This window comes from Denitromonas iodatirespirans (genome assembly GCF_018524365.1).
In the GTDB taxonomy this organism is placed as follows: Bacteria; Pseudomonadota; Gammaproteobacteria; order Burkholderiales; family Rhodocyclaceae; genus Nitrogeniibacter; species Nitrogeniibacter iodatirespirans.
The window spans coordinates 128,159-142,878 of record NZ_JAEKFT010000007.1 but is presented as its reverse complement, the minus strand read 5'-3'; the positions used below and the strand labels follow the sequence as shown (position 1 = coordinate 142,878).

Here is a 14,720-nt window from a genome sequence, read left to right as displayed (position 1 = left end):
GGACCGGGACATGGCCGGCGCGTCGAACATATTTTCTGTGGACGATTTATCGGCCGGGGCGGCGGGAGCTTGAGTGCGCCGGGGGCGCGATTTGGCCGGCAGATTTTTGGCCATCCGCAAAAACCCCTATAATTGTCCGAATTTTTTCAAGGGGAGGGTTGTATGGGATTCGATCAGGTCAAGGCCGGCAAGGATGTGCCGAACGACATCAACGTCATCATTGAAATCTCGGCCCAGGGCGAGCCGATCAAGTTCGAGGTGGACAAGGACAGCGGCTGCGTCTATGTCGACCGTTTCATGGGCACCACCATGCGCTATCCGTGCAACTACGGCTATGTGCCGCACACGGTGGCGGGCGACGGCGACCCGGTCGACGTGCTGGTGGTCACCCCCTTCCCGCTGCAGCCGGGCGTGGTGATCCGCTGCCGTCCGGTGGGCGTGCTGAAGATGGAAGACGAGTCGGGCGAAGACGCGAAAGTCGTGGCCGTGCCGGTGTCCAAGCTGACGCCGCTGTACGACAAGGTGCAGAGCACCGACGATCTGCCCGAGCTGCTGATGAAGCAGGTGGTGCATTTCTTCGAGCACTACAAGGATCTCGAGCCGGGCAAGTGGGTCAAGGTGGTCGGCTGGGGCACGGTGGACGAGGCCCGTCAGGAAATCCTGAACGGCATCGCCAACGCCTGAGCCTGCGTCAGGTTGTTCCGAAAGCCCGCCTTCGCGCGGGCTTTTTTCATGCCGGCGGCTGGGAACGGAAGGGGCTGCGCTCGTCCAGTTCGTCCAGGTAGCCGGCAATCCCGGCACGCTCGCGGCGCAGATAGTCGGCGATCGCCGCGCTGAAGCGCGCGTCGCGGATCCAGTGCGCCGAGCTGACCGGTGTGGACACCAGCCCGCGCGAGAGCTTGTGTTCGCCCTGGGCGCCGCCCTCGAAGCGCGCCAGACCATGGCGGATGGCGTAGTCGATGCCCTGGTAGTAGCAGGCCTCGAAATGCAGGCAGGAGATGTCCTCGACCGCCCCCCAGTAGCGCCCGTACAGCGCCTGTGCGTCCGCCAGGAACCAGGCGCTGGCCACCGGCTTGCCGTCGCGGCGGGCGATCAGCAGGCGCACATTGTCCGGGGCGGTGGCGATCAGGCGGGCGAAGAAGTCGCGCGTGAGGTAGGGCGTCGAGCGGCGCAGGGCGTAGGTCAGGCAGTAGCAGTGGTAGAAGAAATCGAGCGCGGCATCGCCGATGTCCCCGCCCGCGAGCCAGTCGAATATCACGCCCGCGGCGGCCACGCGCTGGCGCTCCTGGCGGATCTTCTTGCGCTTGTCGCGGGTCAGGTGGCTCAGGAAGTGGGCGAAGTCCTGGTAGCCGGCGTTGTGCCAGTGGAACTGCACGCCGTGGCGGATCTGCAGGCCGGCAGCGGCGGCCAGGGCGGTGTCGTCGGCATCGGGAAACAGCAGGTGGAAGGAGCTGGCCTCGCCGGCAGCGATCCAGCCCAGCGTCTCGCGCAGCAACTGCGCGCGGTGGGCGATGTCGGCGCCGAGCAGGCGCCGCCCCGGCAGCGGCGAGAAGGGGATCGCGCACAGCCACTTGGGGTAGTAGGCCAGACCGTGCTGCTCATAGGCTTGGGCCCAGGCCCAGTCGAACACATACTCGCCCCAGGAATGCCACTTGCGGTACAGCGGCATGGCGGCCACCAGCGTATCGCCTTCCCACAGCGTGGCGTGATGAGGGGTCCAGCCGGTGTTGCCGCCGACCGAGCCGCTCGCCTCCAGGGCATGGAGAAAGGCGTGTTGCAGCCCGGCGTGGGGGCCGGCGAGGCGGTTCCAGGCGGCGGCGGGAATGGCGTCGATGCGTTCGAAGAAGCGGAGAGAGTCGCTCATGTCGGGGGGAGGCGTCCGGGGCCCAAGGGGTCAATAGTGGCAGGTGGTGGTCGATGTTGCTGCAGGATGAGGCAGCGTAAGCCGCGCCGACCGGTCCCCCGGGCTGCCGGCCTTATCCACGGATTATCCACAGCTTTGTGCACCGGGATTGTGGATAGCTTGGCGATGCGCGCCGATGGCGGGGGCCGCACAAACCCGAGGGCAGACGGTATAGTTACACGCCTATGAAAACATCGCTCGCTATTGCCGCCGCCCAGATCAATCCCGTGGTCGGCGACCTGTCGGGGAACGTCGCCGAGATCCGTGCCGCCATGGAGGCTGCCGCCGCCGAGGGCGCGCGCGTGCTGCTCACGCCGGAGCTGTCGATCTGCGGCTATCCGCCCGAAGACCTGCTGCTGCGCCCCGACTTCTACGAAAGTTGCCGCGAGGCGGTCGATGCGCTGGCGGCGCAGACCGGCGATATGGCGGTGGTGGTCGGCTACCCGGAAGCCGACGGCGAGCGGTGCTACAACGCCGCGGCGGTTCTGCGCCACGGCCGTGTCATTGCCAACTATCGCAAGCTGCGCCTGCCCAATTACGAAGTGTTCGACGAGGTGCGCTATTTCGAGGCCGGCGACGAAGCCTGTGTGTTCGAGATCGACGGCGTGCGCTGTGCCGTGCAGATCTGCGCCGACCTGTGGGGGCCTGAGCCGACTCAGCGCGTGATCGAGGTCGGTGCCGATGTGTTGCTGGTGCTCAACGCCTCGCCCTGTCACCTGGGCAAGCAGCAGGAGCGCTACCGGATGGCGCGTGCGCGCGCGGCCGAGAGCGGCCTTCCGGTGCTCTACGCCAACATGGTGGGTGGGCAGGACGAGCTGGTCTTCGACGGCGCCTCGTTCGCCATGCAGGCGGACGGCTCGATTGCCTGGCAGGCCCCGGCCTTTGCCGCCGGGACCACCACCGTGCGCTGGGTCGACGGCGTGTGGGCGCCGGCTGACGTCACCCCGCTGCCGGATGTGGAAGAGGAGGCCTACTCGGCACTGGTGGTCGGCGTGCGCGATTACCTCGACAAGAACGGCTTCCCCGGCGCGATCATCGGCCTGTCGGGCGGCATCGATTCGGCCCTGACGCTGGCGGTGGCGGTCGACGCGCTGGGTGCCGACAAGGTGCGCGCGGTGATGATGCCCTCGCCCTACACGGCGCAGATGAGCCTCGACGATGCGGCCGAGATGGCGCGCCGGCTGGGCGTGCGCTACGACGTGCTGCCCATCGCGCCGGCCATGGACGTGTTCTCGTCCATGCTGAAGGAACAGTTCGCCGGCCTGCCCGAAGACACCACCGAAGAAAACCTGCAGAGCCGGATCCGCGGCATGCTGTTGATGGCCTTGTCCAACAAGACCGGCCGCATCGTGCTGACCACGGGCAACAAGAGCGAGATGGCCACCGGTTACGCCACGCTGTACGGCGACATGGCGGGCGGTTTTGCGGTGCTCAAGGATGTCTATAAAACGCTGGTGTACCGCCTGTCGGTGTGGCGCAACGCGCGCGGCGAGGTGATCCCCGAGAACATCATCACCCGGCCGCCCTCGGCCGAGCTCAAGCCCGACCAGGTCGACCAGGACACCTTGCCACCCTATGCGGTGCTCGATGCCATCATCGAGGCCTACATGGAGCGCGACGAGTCGCCGCGCGAGATCATTGCCCAGGGGTATGATGAGGCCGTGGTGCGACGCACCGTGGGCATGCTCAAACGCAACGAATACAAGCGCCGCCAGGCGCCGGTCGGTATCCGCCTGACGCGGCGGGCCTTCGGCAAGGACTGGCGCTTCCCCATCACGGCCCGGTATCAGGATCCCTGCTAGGCCGCCAGAACGATACGACACAGGAGCGATGCATGAAGAAGATCGAAGCGGTGATCAAGCCGTTCAAGCTGGATGAAGTGCGCGAGGCGCTGTCGGATGTCGGTATCACCGGCCTGACCGTCAGCGAGGTCAAGGGTTTCGGCCGTCAGAAGGGGCACACCGAGCTGTATCGCGGCGCCGAATACGTGGTGGATTTCCTCCCCAAGATCAAGATCGAGATCGTGGTCGGCGAGGATGTGGTCGAGCAGGCCATCGAGGCCATCGTCAAGGCCGCGCGCACCGGCAAGATCGGTGACGGCAAGATCTTCGTCACCCCGGTCGAGCAGGTAGTGCGCATCCGCACCGGCGAGCTGAACGAAGACGCGATCTGATCGATCGCTCGCCGCCACACGACAACGGCTGCCCGCGGGCAGCCGTTGTGCCGTCTAGGGGCGGGCCTTGTCCGGCGCGCGCAAGAGCACGCGCAGGGCGCCGCTGCCGCCCTCGTTGGCACGCGCCTGGCAGAAGGCCAGGATCTCCTCGCGCTGCGACAGCCAACCCTTCGACAACTGCTTGAGGATGCCGATCTTGCCCGGCGAGCGCAGCCCCTTGCCGTGCACCACGCGCACGCAGCGCGCGCCGCGGCGCAGTGCGCCGGCGAGAAACTCGGCCAGGGCGGCACGGGCTTCGTCGCGGGTCAGGCCATGCAGGTCGATTTCGCCTTGCACCACCCAGCGGCCGCGGCGCAGATCGGTGAGCACCCGGCGCGGCAGGCCGGTGCGCAGGAAGGCGGCCTCGTCGCCCATGTCGAGCCGGTCTTCGAAGCTCAGCGGGGCCTCCAGGCTCTCGCGCAGGGCGGCCTGCTCGTCGGCCTCGCGCAGGCGCGGTGCGGCCACCGGCGGCGGTGTGACGACATCGGCGCGATTGGCGGGTTTGAGCGGCTGGGTGCCGCTGGCCAGCCAGGCCATGACATCACTGGTCGGCGGCGGGAGCGGCTCGGCCGCAGGGGGCGCGGGCAGGGGCGGGGTGTCTTCCGGCCAGGCGTGGTCGTCGTCCGGCAGCGGAATCACGTCCTGCATCTGATGCTGGAACCAGGCAGCCTCGTCCTGCCCAGGCGCCGGGGCGTGGCGGCGCGGTGCGTCGTCGTGTGTTTCGACGGGCCTGGCCTTGGGCACCGGGGCCGGGCGCGGCGGTGCGATCTCGGCCCGGTTGCCGTCGTCGATCGGCTGGATGGTACCGATGGCGCTGCGAAAGAGTTCGGTGTCCGACGCGGCCTCGTCCGCCGGCTCGTCAGGGGCGGCATCAAGAGGCGGGGCGGGTGGCTGGGGGGCTTGGCCGCGCCGGGCCGCTTTCAGCGGCTTGAGTGCGGCAAAGCGTGCGTCGGGCAAGCGCGCCGGCGCAGCCGCGGGGGCGGCGGCCGGACGGCGCTTGCGAGCCATGGCCTCAGCCCGCCACGCTCAGGCTGTCGAGGTAGCGCTCGGCGTCGAGCGCGGCCATGCAGCCGGTGCCGGCACTGGTGACGGCCTGGCGGTAGATGTGGTCCTGCACGTCGCCGGCGGCGAACACGCCCGGCACGCTGGTGGCCGTGGCGTTGCCTTCGCGGCCACCGAAGGTGACGATGTAGCCGCCTTCCATCTCCAGCTGGCCGGCGAAGATGTCGGTGTTCGGTTTGTGGCCGATGGCGATGAACACGCCCATCAGTTCGATGTCTTCGGTGGCGTCGGTCTGCACGTTGCGGATGCGCATACCGGTTACGCCCATGTTGTCGCCCAGTACCTCGTCGAGCGTGGCGAACAGCTTGAGCTCGATCTTGCCTTCGTCGACGCGCGCCATCAGCTTGTCGATCAGGATCTTCTCGGCGCGGAATGTGTCGCGGCGATGCACCAGCGTGACCTTGCTGGCGATGTTGGCCAGATACAGCGCTTCTTCGACCGCGGTGTTGCCGCCGCCGATGACCGCCACCGGCTTGTTGCGATAGAAGAAACCGTCGCAGGTGGCGCAGGCCGACACGCCTTTACCCATGAAAGCCTCCTCGGAGGGCAGGCCGATGTACTTGGCGGTGGCGCCGGTGGCGATGATCAGCGCATCGCAGGTGTACTCGCCCTGATCGCCGACCAGGCGGATCGGCTTCTCGTGCAGATGCGTGGTGTGGATGTGGTCGAACACCATTTCGGTGTCGAAACGCTCGGCATGCTTCTGGAAGCGCGCCATCAGATCCGGCCCCATCACGCCGTCGGCATCGGCCGGCCAGTTGTCCACATCGGTGGTGGTCATCAGCTGGCCGCCCTGGGCCATGCCGGTGATCAGCACTGGCTTGAGGTTGGCGCGGGCGGCATAGACGGCGGCGGTGTAGCCGGCCGGGCCGGAACCGAGGATGAGGAGTTTTTCGTGACGGGTGCTCATGGTTTGGGATCTTTTCGGTGGTGGAAGGAGGTTCGCGGCCGATTATAACTGGAGCCGGCGCCGGGGCATTTCAAGCGTATGTATCGCGGCGATAGCCTGGGCGTACTGCGGGGGGCGTTACGTTTCTATGAGAACGTGATAGTGTCTCGGTTGCCCGGTAGCCGCGAATCGTCCGCATTCTCAGGGGCTTGGTGCCGGTGCTGCTTTTGCGACAGGAGCGTTGTATGGTCCAGACGGCCGCGGTTTCACCGATTGCATTGCGAACTTTTCCGTTGTTTCAGGGGCTCGGCGACGACCGCCTGAACAGCGTGGCGCGCTGTGCCATGATGCGGCGCGTGCCACGCGGCCAGGCGGTGGTGCATGCCGGCGACGCGCCGGATTACGTGTATTTCGTGCTCACCGGCAGCCTCAAGGTGCTGGTCAGCGACGAAGACGGCCGCGAAGTGATCCTGACCATCCTCGGCCAGGGCGAGCTGTTCGGCGAGATGGGCATGTTCGACGAGCAGCCGCGCTCGGCGTCGGTGGTGGCGGTGATGCCTTCCGACCTGGTGATGATCTCCAAGCACGATTTCAAGCAGCTGATGCGCGACGATTTCGATATCGCCTGGCGCATCATGAGCAATCTGGCCGAGCGCCTGCGCAACGCCGACCGCAAGATCGAAAGCCTGGCGCTGATGGATGTGTATGGCCGGGTGGCGCATCTGCTGCTCGAAATGGGCGAGGAACACGACGGCGAGATGATCGTGGTGCGCAAGATATCGAAACAGGACATTGCCAAGATGATCGGCGCCTCGCGCGAGATGGTCAGTCGTGTCATGAAGGATCTGGGCCTGCAGGGCCTGATCGAGGAGACGCCGCGCGGCATCATCCTGCGCGATCGTATCCAGGAACTCTGATTCCATCGTTGCGCCACCGGCCCGACGCTCGGTGCCGGATTCGTGTGGCCTGCCGCAGAGGGCGGGCCATTTTCGTATAATGCGCCAGTGTCTTCTGGCCGCTGCGTCGCGCAGCGTGTGTGTGCCCTCCCATGGCGTCTTCGTCTCAAACCCGTTCCCGCAATCAGCCTTTGCCTGAGCGTATTGCCCATCTGCTCCAGGAAACCCGCTGGATCGTACTGGGCGTCGTGTCCATCTACGTGGCGATGATTCTGCTCGGCTACAACAAGGCCGATCCGGGTTGGTCGCATGCCACCGAAGTGGCGCGGGTGACCAATCCCGGCGGGCGCTTCGGTGCCTGGCTGGCCGATGTGCTGCTTTACCTGCTCGGCGGCTCGGCCTGGTGGCTGGTGATTTTCCTCGGCTATGGCATCGCCTGGGGCTTCCGTCGCTTCCGCCATGAGTTCAACGCCGACAAGCGCTCCTTCTTCATCGTCATGGCCGGTTTCCTGACGGTGCTGCTGTCGAGTGCCGCGCTCGAATCCCTGCGTTTCCACTCCACCGGTGCCGGCCTGCCGCTGGCGCCCGGCGGGCTGCTCGGCACCGAGCTCGGCGCCGCGGCGCTGCGCTACCTGGGCTTTACCGGCGGCACACTGGTCTTGTTGGCCTTGATCGCTGGTGGCCTGAGTTTGTTTACCGGCATCTCCTGGTTGTCGGCGACCGAGCGGCTGGGCTTGTGGCTGGAGCAGAGCTGGCAGGCCTTCCAACGTGCCACGCAGGCCTGGCGCGACCGCCGTGCCGGGCGCGAGCTGGCGCAAAAACGCGAGGCGGTGGTCAAGACGCGGCGCGAAAAGGCGGTGCGCACGCCGGCGCCGCCGGTGCGCATCGAACCGGCCATGGCCGTGGTGGTGCCGTCCGAGCGGGTGCAGAAAGAGCGCCAGCAGAATCTCTTCGGCGAGGCCGGCGATGGCGCCTTGCCGCCGGTCTCGTTGCTCGACGAGGCCTCGCAGGATGTGACGCCGCCGAGCGCCGAGACGCTGGAATTCACCTCGCGGTTCATCGAGCAGAAGCTGGCCGACTTCGGTGTCGAGGTGAAGGTCATCGCCGCCTATCCGGGCCCGGTCATCACCCGCTACGAGTTCGAGCCGGCCACCGGCGTGAAGGGCTCGCAAGTGGTCAATCTGGCCAAGGATCTGGCGCGTGCGCTGTCGCTGATCTCCATCCGCGTGGTCGAGACCGTGCCGGGCAAATCATGCATGGCGCTCGAGTTGCCCAACCCCAAGCGCCAGACCGTGCGCCTGTCGGAGATTCTCGGCTCCAAGGCCTATCACGATATGCACTCGCCGCTGACCATGGGCCTGGGCAAGGACATTTCCGGCAACCCGGTGGTGGCCGACCTGGGCAAGATGCCGCATCTGCTGGTGGCCGGCACCACCGGCTCGGGCAAGTCGGTGGGCATCAACGCCATGATCCTGTCGCTGCTCTACAAGAGCGAGCCGGACAAGGTGCGGCTGATCATGGTCGACCCGAAGATGCTCGAACTGTCGGTGTACGAGGGCATCCCGCACCTGCTGGCGCCGGTGGTCACCGACATGAAGCATGCCTCCAACGCGCTCAACTGGTGCGTGGCGGAGATGGAAAAACGCTACAAGCTGATGGCCGCCGTCGGCGTGCGCAATCTGGCCGGTTTCAACAAGCAGGTGAGTGAGGCGAAGAAGGCCGACAAGCCGCTGACCAACCCCTTCGCCATCAACCCGGACAACCCCGAGCCGCTCGAAACCCTGCCGCATATCGTGGTGGTGGTCGACGAGCTGGCCGACATGATGATGGTGGTCGGCAAGAAGGTCGAAGAGCTGATCGCCCGTCTGGCGCAGAAGGCGCGGGCGGCGGGCATCCACCTCATCCTGGCCACCCAGCGCCCCTCGGTGGACGTGATCACCGGCCTGATCAAGGCCAACATCCCGACCCGCATGGCCTTCCAGGTGTCGTCCAAGATCGATTCGCGCACCATCCTCGACCAGATGGGCGCCGAAAGCCTGCTGGGTATGGGCGACATGCTCTACCTGCCGCCCGGCACCGGTCTGCCGATGCGGGTGCATGGCGCCTTCGTCGCTGACGACGAAGTGCACACGGTGGTCGAGTTCCTCAAGAAGCAGGGTGCGCCCGACTATGTCGAAGGCATCCTCGATGCGCAGGAGGAATCCGGTGACGGCCTGTCGAGCGGCGACGGCGAGGACATGGAGGCGGATCCTTTGTACGACCAGGCGGTCGAAGTGGTGGTCAAAACCCGCCGCCCCTCGATTTCGCTGGTGCAACGGCATCTGCGCATCGGCTACAACCGGGCGGCCCGACTGATCGAACAAATGGAACGTTCCGGGCTGGTGTCTCCGATGGGGAGCAACGGCAACCGCGAAGTGCTGGCGCCGGTGCGCGAGGAGAGCTGATTGAAACAGGCAAGAAAGGGCATGAGCCGCGGGCTCGTCGCCGTGCTGGCGTTCGGGCTGTCGACGGCGGTGTGGGCCGAGTCCGGCGTAGCGCTGCTCAAGCGTTTCGTGCAGCAGACGGCGCGTGCCGAAGGACAGTTCGTGCAGGCGGTGTATCGCCAGAACGGTGGCCGCGGCGAGCAGTCGGAGGGGCATTTCGCCTTCGAGCGCCCCGGCAAGTTCCGCTGGGAATACGCCAAACCCTATCGCCAGTTGCTGGTGGGCGACGGCAAGAAGCTGTGGTCTTACGATCCGGAGCTGCAACAGGTGACGGTCAAGACCCTGGGCGACGCCCTGGGGGCGACGCCGGCCGCCATCCTGGCCGGCAACGGCGATCTCGACAAGAATTTCACCCTCGAAGACGGCGGCCGGATGAACGAGCTCGACTGGGCCGTGGCCACGCCGCGCGCCGCCGACAGCAGCTTCGAGCGCATGAAGATGGGCTTTGCCGACGGACGCCTGGCCGCCATGGAGATCCAGGACAACTTCGGCCAGACCACCGTGCTGCGTTTCACCGAGTTCAAGACCAATCCCACGCTCGCGGCCGACCTGTTCAGCTTCACGCCGCCAGCCGGCGTCGACGTGGTCGGCGAGTAAGCGGCCGTTGCGGTGAGCTCGGGAGACCTGTTCGCCGACACGCCTTCGGGTAGTGTCCCGCTGGCCGAGCGCCTGCGCCCGGCGACGCTGGACGAGGTGGTCGGTCAGGCGCATCTGCTGGGCGAGGGCAAGCCGCTGCGGCTGGCCTTTGCCTCTGGGCGATTGCACTCGATGATCCTGTGGGGCCCGCCCGGCGTCGGCAAGACCACGCTGGCGCGGCTGATGGCCGAGGCCTTCGAGGCAGATTTCATCGCCTTGTCGGCCGTGTTCTCGGGCGTCAAGGACATCCGCGAGGCCGTGCAGCGGGCGCAGATGGCGCGCGAGCGCGGGCGCCACACGATTCTCTTCGTCGATGAGGTGCACCGCTTCAACAAGGCCCAGCAGGACGCCTTCCTGCCTTTCGTCGAGCAGGGGCTGCTGACCTTCATCGGCGCCACCACCGAGAACCCGTCCTTCGAGGTCAACGCGGCGCTGTTGTCGCGGGCCGCGGTGTATGTCCTCAAGTCGCTCGACGAGGCCGAGCTGAAGGTGCTGTTCGAACGCGCCCGCAGCACCGCCGACGCCGCACTGGCGATCGACGACGCAGCTCGCGACCGGCTGATCGGCTTTGCCGACGGCGATGGGCGGCGGCTGATCGGGCTGGTCGAACAACTGGTGGTCGCGGCGCAGACGGCCGGTGTCAATCCGGTCTCGGCCGAGTTCGTCGATCAGGCGCTGTCGCGCAACCTGCGGCGTTTCGACAAGGGCGGCGACGCCTTCTACGACCAGATCTCGGCCATGCACAAATCGGTGCGCGGCTCGGACCCGGATGCCGCCCTGTACTGGCTGTGCCGCATGCTCGACGGTGGCGCCGACCCGCGCTACATTGGCCGGCGCCTGGTGCGCATGGCGAGCGAAGACATCGGCCTGGCCGACCCGCGCGCGCTGGAGATGACGCTGCAGGCCTGCGCCGCGTACGAGCGCCTGGGCTCGCCCGAGGGCGAACTGATGCTGGCGCAAGCCACCGTGTTTCTGGCCTGCGCGGCCAAGTCCAATGCGGTCTATACCGCCTACAAGGCGGTGCGCCGCTTCATTGCCGAAGACGGCTCACGGCCGGTGCCGATGCATCTGCGCAATGCACCGACCAAGCTGATGAAATCGATGGGCCATGGCGAAGGCTATCGCTACGCGCATGACGAGGCCGAGGGCTATGCCGCCGGCGAGCGCTATCTGCCCGATGGCGTCGACGCCACGCACTGGTACCAGCCCACCGATCGCGGTATGGAGGCGCGGATTCGCGAGAAGCTCGACAGCCTGCGCGCACTCGACCAGCGCGCCGCCAAACGGCCGCGCGGCTGACGTGACGCCTGTAGTGCTCAGTGGGCGAGCGGGTGGTCGGCGCTGAAGCGTGCGATCACGGCCCGTGCGCGGGTCGCCTTGTCCTGCTCACCCGCCCGTTCGGCGCGTTCGAGCAGATCGGTCATGTAGCGGGTCATGAGCAGCGTGCCCTCGGGCGTCTGCACCAAGCCGCATGCCACCTGGGCAGCGGCCACGTCTGGAATGCCTTCGTGTTCTGCGATCAGGGCGACTTCGTCGTCGGTCAAATCGCAGTAATCCAGGCAATCGCGAATCGATAGCATGGTGGTTCTCCTCCGGTCCTTTTCGATGGGTTCTTTTTGATCTGACCCCATCTGTTTTATGTGTCTTGTTTTCTCAGGATAAGCCGGGAATCGGACTTGGCAAATTCCGTTTTTCTCTCGGTTTGTTTCCTTTCATAGCACCCTTCAATGGTGCGACGCAGCGGTTTAGAATAGGCGTTTCTCTTTTGGCGCCCGATCCCCTTGAGGGCGGGCTTTCGACATGCTCGACATCCAACAACTTCGCTCCGACATCGATACCGTGGCCGCTGTGCTGACCAGCCGCGGGGTGACGCTCGACACCGCCACCTTCAATGCGCTGGAGGCCGAGCGCAAAGCGCTCCAGACGCGCACCCAGGAGCTGCAGGCCCGGCGCAACACGCTGTCCAAGCAGGTCGGCATGCTCAAGGGCAAGGGCGAGGATGCCTCCGCCGTGCTGGCCGAGGTCGGCGGCATCGGCGACGAACTCAAGGCCAACGAGCAAGCGCTGGCGGTGCTGCTGGCGCGTATCGACGCCTTCATGGCGGCCTTGCCCAACCTGCCGGCCGAGGATGTGCCGACCGGCACGGACGAGTCGGCCAATGTCGAGGTGTCGCGCTGGGGCACGCCGCGCCAGTTCGATTTCGAGGTCAAGGACCATGTCGACATCGGCGCCGGCCTGGGCGGGCTGGACTTCGAAACCGCGGCCAAGATTTCCGGCGCGCGCTTCGCCATGATGCGCGGCGGCGTGGCCCGGCTGCATCGGGCGCTGGCGCAGTTCATGCTCAACACCCATATCGCTGACCACGGCTATACCGAGCTCTATTCGCCCTATCTGGTGAACGCCGAAAGCATGTTCGGTACCGGCCAGCTGCCGAAGTTCGAAGAAGATCTGTTTTCGGTGCCCAAGGCCGACGGCAGCAAGTTCTACCTGATCCCGACCTCGGAAGTGCCGGTCACCAACATCGTGCGCGGTGAAATGATCGCGGCCGAGACCCTGCCGCTCAAGTTCGTCTGCCACACGCCGTGCTTCCGCTCCGAGGCCGGCTCCTACGGGCGCGATACCCGCGGCATGATCCGTCAGCATCAGTTCGACAAGGTCGAGCTGCTGCGCATCGAGCATCCCGACAACTCCGCCGCCGCGCTGGAGGAACTGGCCGGCCATGCCGAGGCCATCCTGCAAAAGCTCGAGCTGCCCTATCGCAAGATCGTGCTGTGCACCGGCGACATGGGCTTTGCCGCGACCAAGACCTATGACCTCGAAGTGTGGCTGCCGGCGCAGGGCACTTATCGCGAGATTTCGTCCTGCTCCAACTGCGGGCCCTTCCAGGCGCGCCGCATGCAGGCGCGTTTCAAGGATGCGCAAGGCAAGAAGGGCCTGTTGCACACCCTCAACGGCTCCGGTCTGGCCGTGGGGCGGACGCTGGTGGCGGTGCTCGAGAACTACCAGCAGGCCGACGGATCGGTGGTGGTGCCGACCGTGCTGCGTCCTTACATGGGCGGGCTCGAGGTGTTGACCACCGCGCCCTGAGCGCCGCGGTTGGGCATCGGCGTGCTTGGCGGCAGGACCGCCTCGGTGCCATCGGCGGTGGCGATATCGAGGCGGCGCAGGATGTCATAGTAGGCACGCACGTTTTCGGTCATGTGCACCGCCTCGCCGCCACGCGCCGGCCCGGCCTTCAGGCGTCGCGCAAAGCTGGGGCGCGACATCAAGGGCAGCACTGCGCGCATGGAGACCCAGTTGAGGTTGTCGCGGCCAAGGCTCTTTGCAATCTGGCGCGCACCGCGCAGGTGGCCCAGCCCCAGGTTGTAGGCGGCCACCGCCATCCAGGTACGATCCGGTTCGGCCACTTGCTCGTCGATCGATTCGAGCATCAGCTTGAAGTTGCGCGCACCACCCAGAATGCTCTGGGCCGGGTCGAGGCGGTCGTGCACGCCCATCCGCGTCGCCGTCTCCTCGGTGAGCATCATCAGACCACGCACGCCAGTGGGCGAGATGGCGAAGGGGTCCCACTGCGACTCCTGGTAGCCGATGGCGGCCAGCAGCCGCCAGTCCAGCCCGGTCTTGGTGCCGGCCTGCTCGAACAGCCCGCGGTAGCGTGGCAGGCGGGTCTGGATGCGATCGACGAATGCGGCGATGTCGATGCTGCTCAGACGCTGGATGTGCCCCAGGTAGCGATCCTCCAGGCGCGCGATGGTGTTGTCTTCATGGGCGCGGAAAAGAAAATGGGTCACGGCCTCGTAGAGCTCGGGGGCGCCGGTCTCCGGCAGCGCCCAGGCCATGGCCGCGGTGCCGGGCAGATCGTGGATCGACTGCAGCTCCGGGCGCAACTCGGCGGCCAGCGCCAGATTGGCCTCGTCCGTGGCGAGCAGGGCGATACGGCCGTCGGCCACGGCGCTCAGCAGGGTCTGGTCCGGCCGCCCCGCCACCGTGTTGATGCGCATCGTCGGCACCTGACGTTGCAGTTCGCGCAAGCGTCGCGCCGCCAGCGTGCCCTGGCGTGCGGTGACGCTCTTGCCCGCCAGATCCTGCAATGACTGGACGGTGCCGGCGGTCGTGGTGGTACCGGCGATCAGCAGTTTCATGTCCCGCACGATCGGCGACCAGCGCACATGGCGGGTTTTGTCGTTGCGCCCCAGGGCCGCGGCCGCCAAGTGGGCGTCGCCGCGCTGGACCGCTTCCAGCGCCCGCGCCGCACTGGGGTAGATGATGAACCTCACCGGTACGCCCAGCTCGTTGCCAAGCTCCAGCAGCAAGTCGTGCTCGAAGCCACCGCTGCTGCCGTCGGCGTCGGTGCGGTAGCTGATGGCGTCGACACGGGTGGCCACGCGCAGCTCGCCGAGGGTCCGGAAATCGACGATCACCGGGGCCTCGCCGCGCGGGCATCCGGTCAAGAGAACAGCCATCAGCAGGACGAGGAGCGTGCGCATACGACGGATTCCGAAACGGGCTCGCCGATTGTCGCCGCAGGCGCCGGATGCCGCAAATCGGCTACATCAAGTTTTCCTTCCGGTCGGTCGGGCGACGGCTGGCCATGACGACGGGTTCGCAAGTGCGGTCGTGACCCGGTCGGTCCGCGGGC

At 66.6% G+C, this 14,720-nt stretch carries 13 protein-coding genes; 8 read left to right on the top strand and 5 right to left on the bottom strand.

All coding sequences use genetic code 11. From position 1 onward, the window contains the following. Positions 1–162: 162 nt before the first annotated feature. Positions 163–684, top strand: coding sequence for an inorganic diphosphatase (gene ppa / locus I8J34_RS08660; RefSeq protein WP_214360996.1), 522 nt, complete (start codon positions 163–165; stop codon positions 682–684). Positions 685–730: 46 nt separating this feature from the next. Here ppa and I8J34_RS08655 read toward each other — a convergent pair whose 3' ends face one another. Then, positions 731–1,864 (bottom strand): GNAT family N-acetyltransferase, encoded by a 1,134-nt coding sequence (locus I8J34_RS08655; RefSeq protein WP_214360995.1) that lies wholly within the window; start codon positions 1,862–1,864, stop codon positions 731–733. 224 nt (positions 1,865–2,088) lie between these two features. Here I8J34_RS08655 and I8J34_RS08650 point away from each other — a divergent pair, with 224 nt between their 5' ends. Both I8J34_RS08650 and I8J34_RS08645 read left to right on the top strand, forming a co-directional pair. After that, the gene (locus I8J34_RS08650) at positions 2,089–3,705 is read left to right on the top strand and encodes an NAD+ synthase (RefSeq protein WP_214360994.1); all 1,617 of its coding nucleotides are present in this window, start codon (positions 2,089–2,091) and stop codon (positions 3,703–3,705) included. A gap of 32 nt (positions 3,706–3,737) precedes the next feature. Then, on the top strand, positions 3,738–4,076 hold the full coding sequence (locus I8J34_RS08645; RefSeq protein WP_214360993.1) for a P-II family nitrogen regulator: 339 nt from the start codon (positions 3,738–3,740) through the stop codon (positions 4,074–4,076). Between the two features lie 54 nt (positions 4,077–4,130). Here I8J34_RS08645 and I8J34_RS08640 read toward each other — a convergent pair whose 3' ends face one another. Both I8J34_RS08640 and trxB read right to left on the bottom strand, forming a co-directional pair. Further along, positions 4,131–5,123, bottom strand: coding sequence for a Smr/MutS family protein (locus tag I8J34_RS08640; RefSeq protein ID WP_214360992.1), 993 nt, complete (start codon positions 5,121–5,123; stop codon positions 4,131–4,133). Positions 5,124–5,127: 4 nt separating this feature from the next. Further along, the gene (gene trxB / locus I8J34_RS08635; RefSeq protein ID WP_214360991.1) at positions 5,128–6,087 is read right to left on the bottom strand and encodes a thioredoxin-disulfide reductase; all 960 of its coding nucleotides are present in this window, start codon (positions 6,085–6,087) and stop codon (positions 5,128–5,130) included. A 224-nt stretch (positions 6,088–6,311) separates the two neighbouring features. Here trxB and I8J34_RS08630 point away from each other — a divergent pair, with 224 nt between their 5' ends. The 4 genes from I8J34_RS08630 (at position 6,312) to I8J34_RS08615 (ending at position 11,380) form a co-directional block, all read left to right on the top strand. Further along, a complete protein-coding gene (locus I8J34_RS08630; RefSeq protein WP_214360990.1) occupies positions 6,312–6,983 on the top strand; it encodes a Crp/Fnr family transcriptional regulator in 672 nt (223 codons plus the stop codon). Between the two features lie 131 nt (positions 6,984–7,114). Further along, positions 7,115–9,406 (top strand): DNA translocase FtsK, encoded by a 2,292-nt coding sequence (locus tag I8J34_RS08625; RefSeq protein WP_214360989.1) that lies wholly within the window; start codon positions 7,115–7,117, stop codon positions 9,404–9,406. Next, a complete protein-coding gene (gene lolA / locus I8J34_RS08620) occupies positions 9,407–10,042 on the top strand; it encodes an outer membrane lipoprotein periplasmic chaperone LolA (RefSeq protein WP_230411763.1) in 636 nt (211 codons plus the stop codon). It abuts the gene before it with no gap. A 12-nt stretch (positions 10,043–10,054) separates the two neighbouring features. Then, on the top strand, positions 10,055–11,380 hold the full coding sequence (locus tag I8J34_RS08615; RefSeq protein WP_230411762.1) for a replication-associated recombination protein A: 1,326 nt from the start codon (positions 10,055–10,057) through the stop codon (positions 11,378–11,380). 17 nt (positions 11,381–11,397) lie between these two features. Here the strand turns inward: I8J34_RS08615 and I8J34_RS08610 are convergent, their stop codons facing one another. After that, positions 11,398–11,661 (bottom strand): hypothetical protein, encoded by a 264-nt coding sequence (locus I8J34_RS08610; RefSeq protein WP_214360988.1) that lies wholly within the window; start codon positions 11,659–11,661, stop codon positions 11,398–11,400. Between the two features lie 220 nt (positions 11,662–11,881). Here I8J34_RS08610 and serS point away from each other — a divergent pair, with 220 nt between their 5' ends. Continuing rightward, on the top strand, positions 11,882–13,168 hold the full coding sequence (serS, locus tag I8J34_RS08605) for a serine--tRNA ligase (protein ID WP_214360987.1): 1,287 nt from the start codon (positions 11,882–11,884) through the stop codon (positions 13,166–13,168). Here serS and mltF read toward each other — a convergent pair. Next, positions 13,129–14,568, bottom strand: a complete 1,440-nt coding sequence (gene mltF / locus I8J34_RS08600) for a membrane-bound lytic murein transglycosylase MltF (protein WP_214360986.1) — start codon at positions 14,566–14,568, stop codon at positions 13,129–13,131. The genes serS and mltF overlap by 40 nt on opposite strands. Positions 14,569–14,720: the final 152 nt, after the last annotated feature.

Bases quoted from the DNA above. Each gene is read 5' to 3' on its own strand.
- ppa (WP_214360996.1), top strand. From the start codon at position 163: ATGGGATTCGATCAGGTCAAGGCCGGCAAGGATGTGCCGAACGACATC.
- I8J34_RS08655 (WP_214360995.1), bottom strand. From the start codon at position 1,864: ATGAGCGACTCTCTCCGCTTCTTCGAACGCATCGACGCCATTCCCGCC.
- I8J34_RS08650 (WP_214360994.1), top strand. From the start codon at position 2,089: ATGAAAACATCGCTCGCTATTGCCGCCGCCCAGATCAATCCCGTGGTC.
- I8J34_RS08645 (WP_214360993.1), top strand. From the start codon at position 3,738: ATGAAGAAGATCGAAGCGGTGATCAAGCCGTTCAAGCTGGATGAAGTG.
- I8J34_RS08640 (WP_214360992.1), bottom strand. From the start codon at position 5,123: ATGGCTCGCAAGCGCCGTCCGGCCGCCGCCCCCGCGGCTGCGCCGGCG.
- trxB (WP_214360991.1), bottom strand. From the start codon at position 6,087: ATGAGCACCCGTCACGAAAAACTCCTCATCCTCGGTTCCGGCCCGGCC.
- I8J34_RS08630 (WP_214360990.1), top strand. From the start codon at position 6,312: ATGGTCCAGACGGCCGCGGTTTCACCGATTGCATTGCGAACTTTTCCG.
- I8J34_RS08625 (WP_214360989.1), top strand. From the start codon at position 7,115: ATGGCGTCTTCGTCTCAAACCCGTTCCCGCAATCAGCCTTTGCCTGAG.
- I8J34_RS08610 (WP_214360988.1), bottom strand. From the start codon at position 11,661: ATGCTATCGATTCGCGATTGCCTGGATTACTGCGATTTGACCGACGAC.
- serS (WP_214360987.1), top strand. From the start codon at position 11,882: ATGCTCGACATCCAACAACTTCGCTCCGACATCGATACCGTGGCCGCT.
- mltF (WP_214360986.1), bottom strand. From the start codon at position 14,568: ATGCGCACGCTCCTCGTCCTGCTGATGGCTGTTCTCTTGACCGGATGC.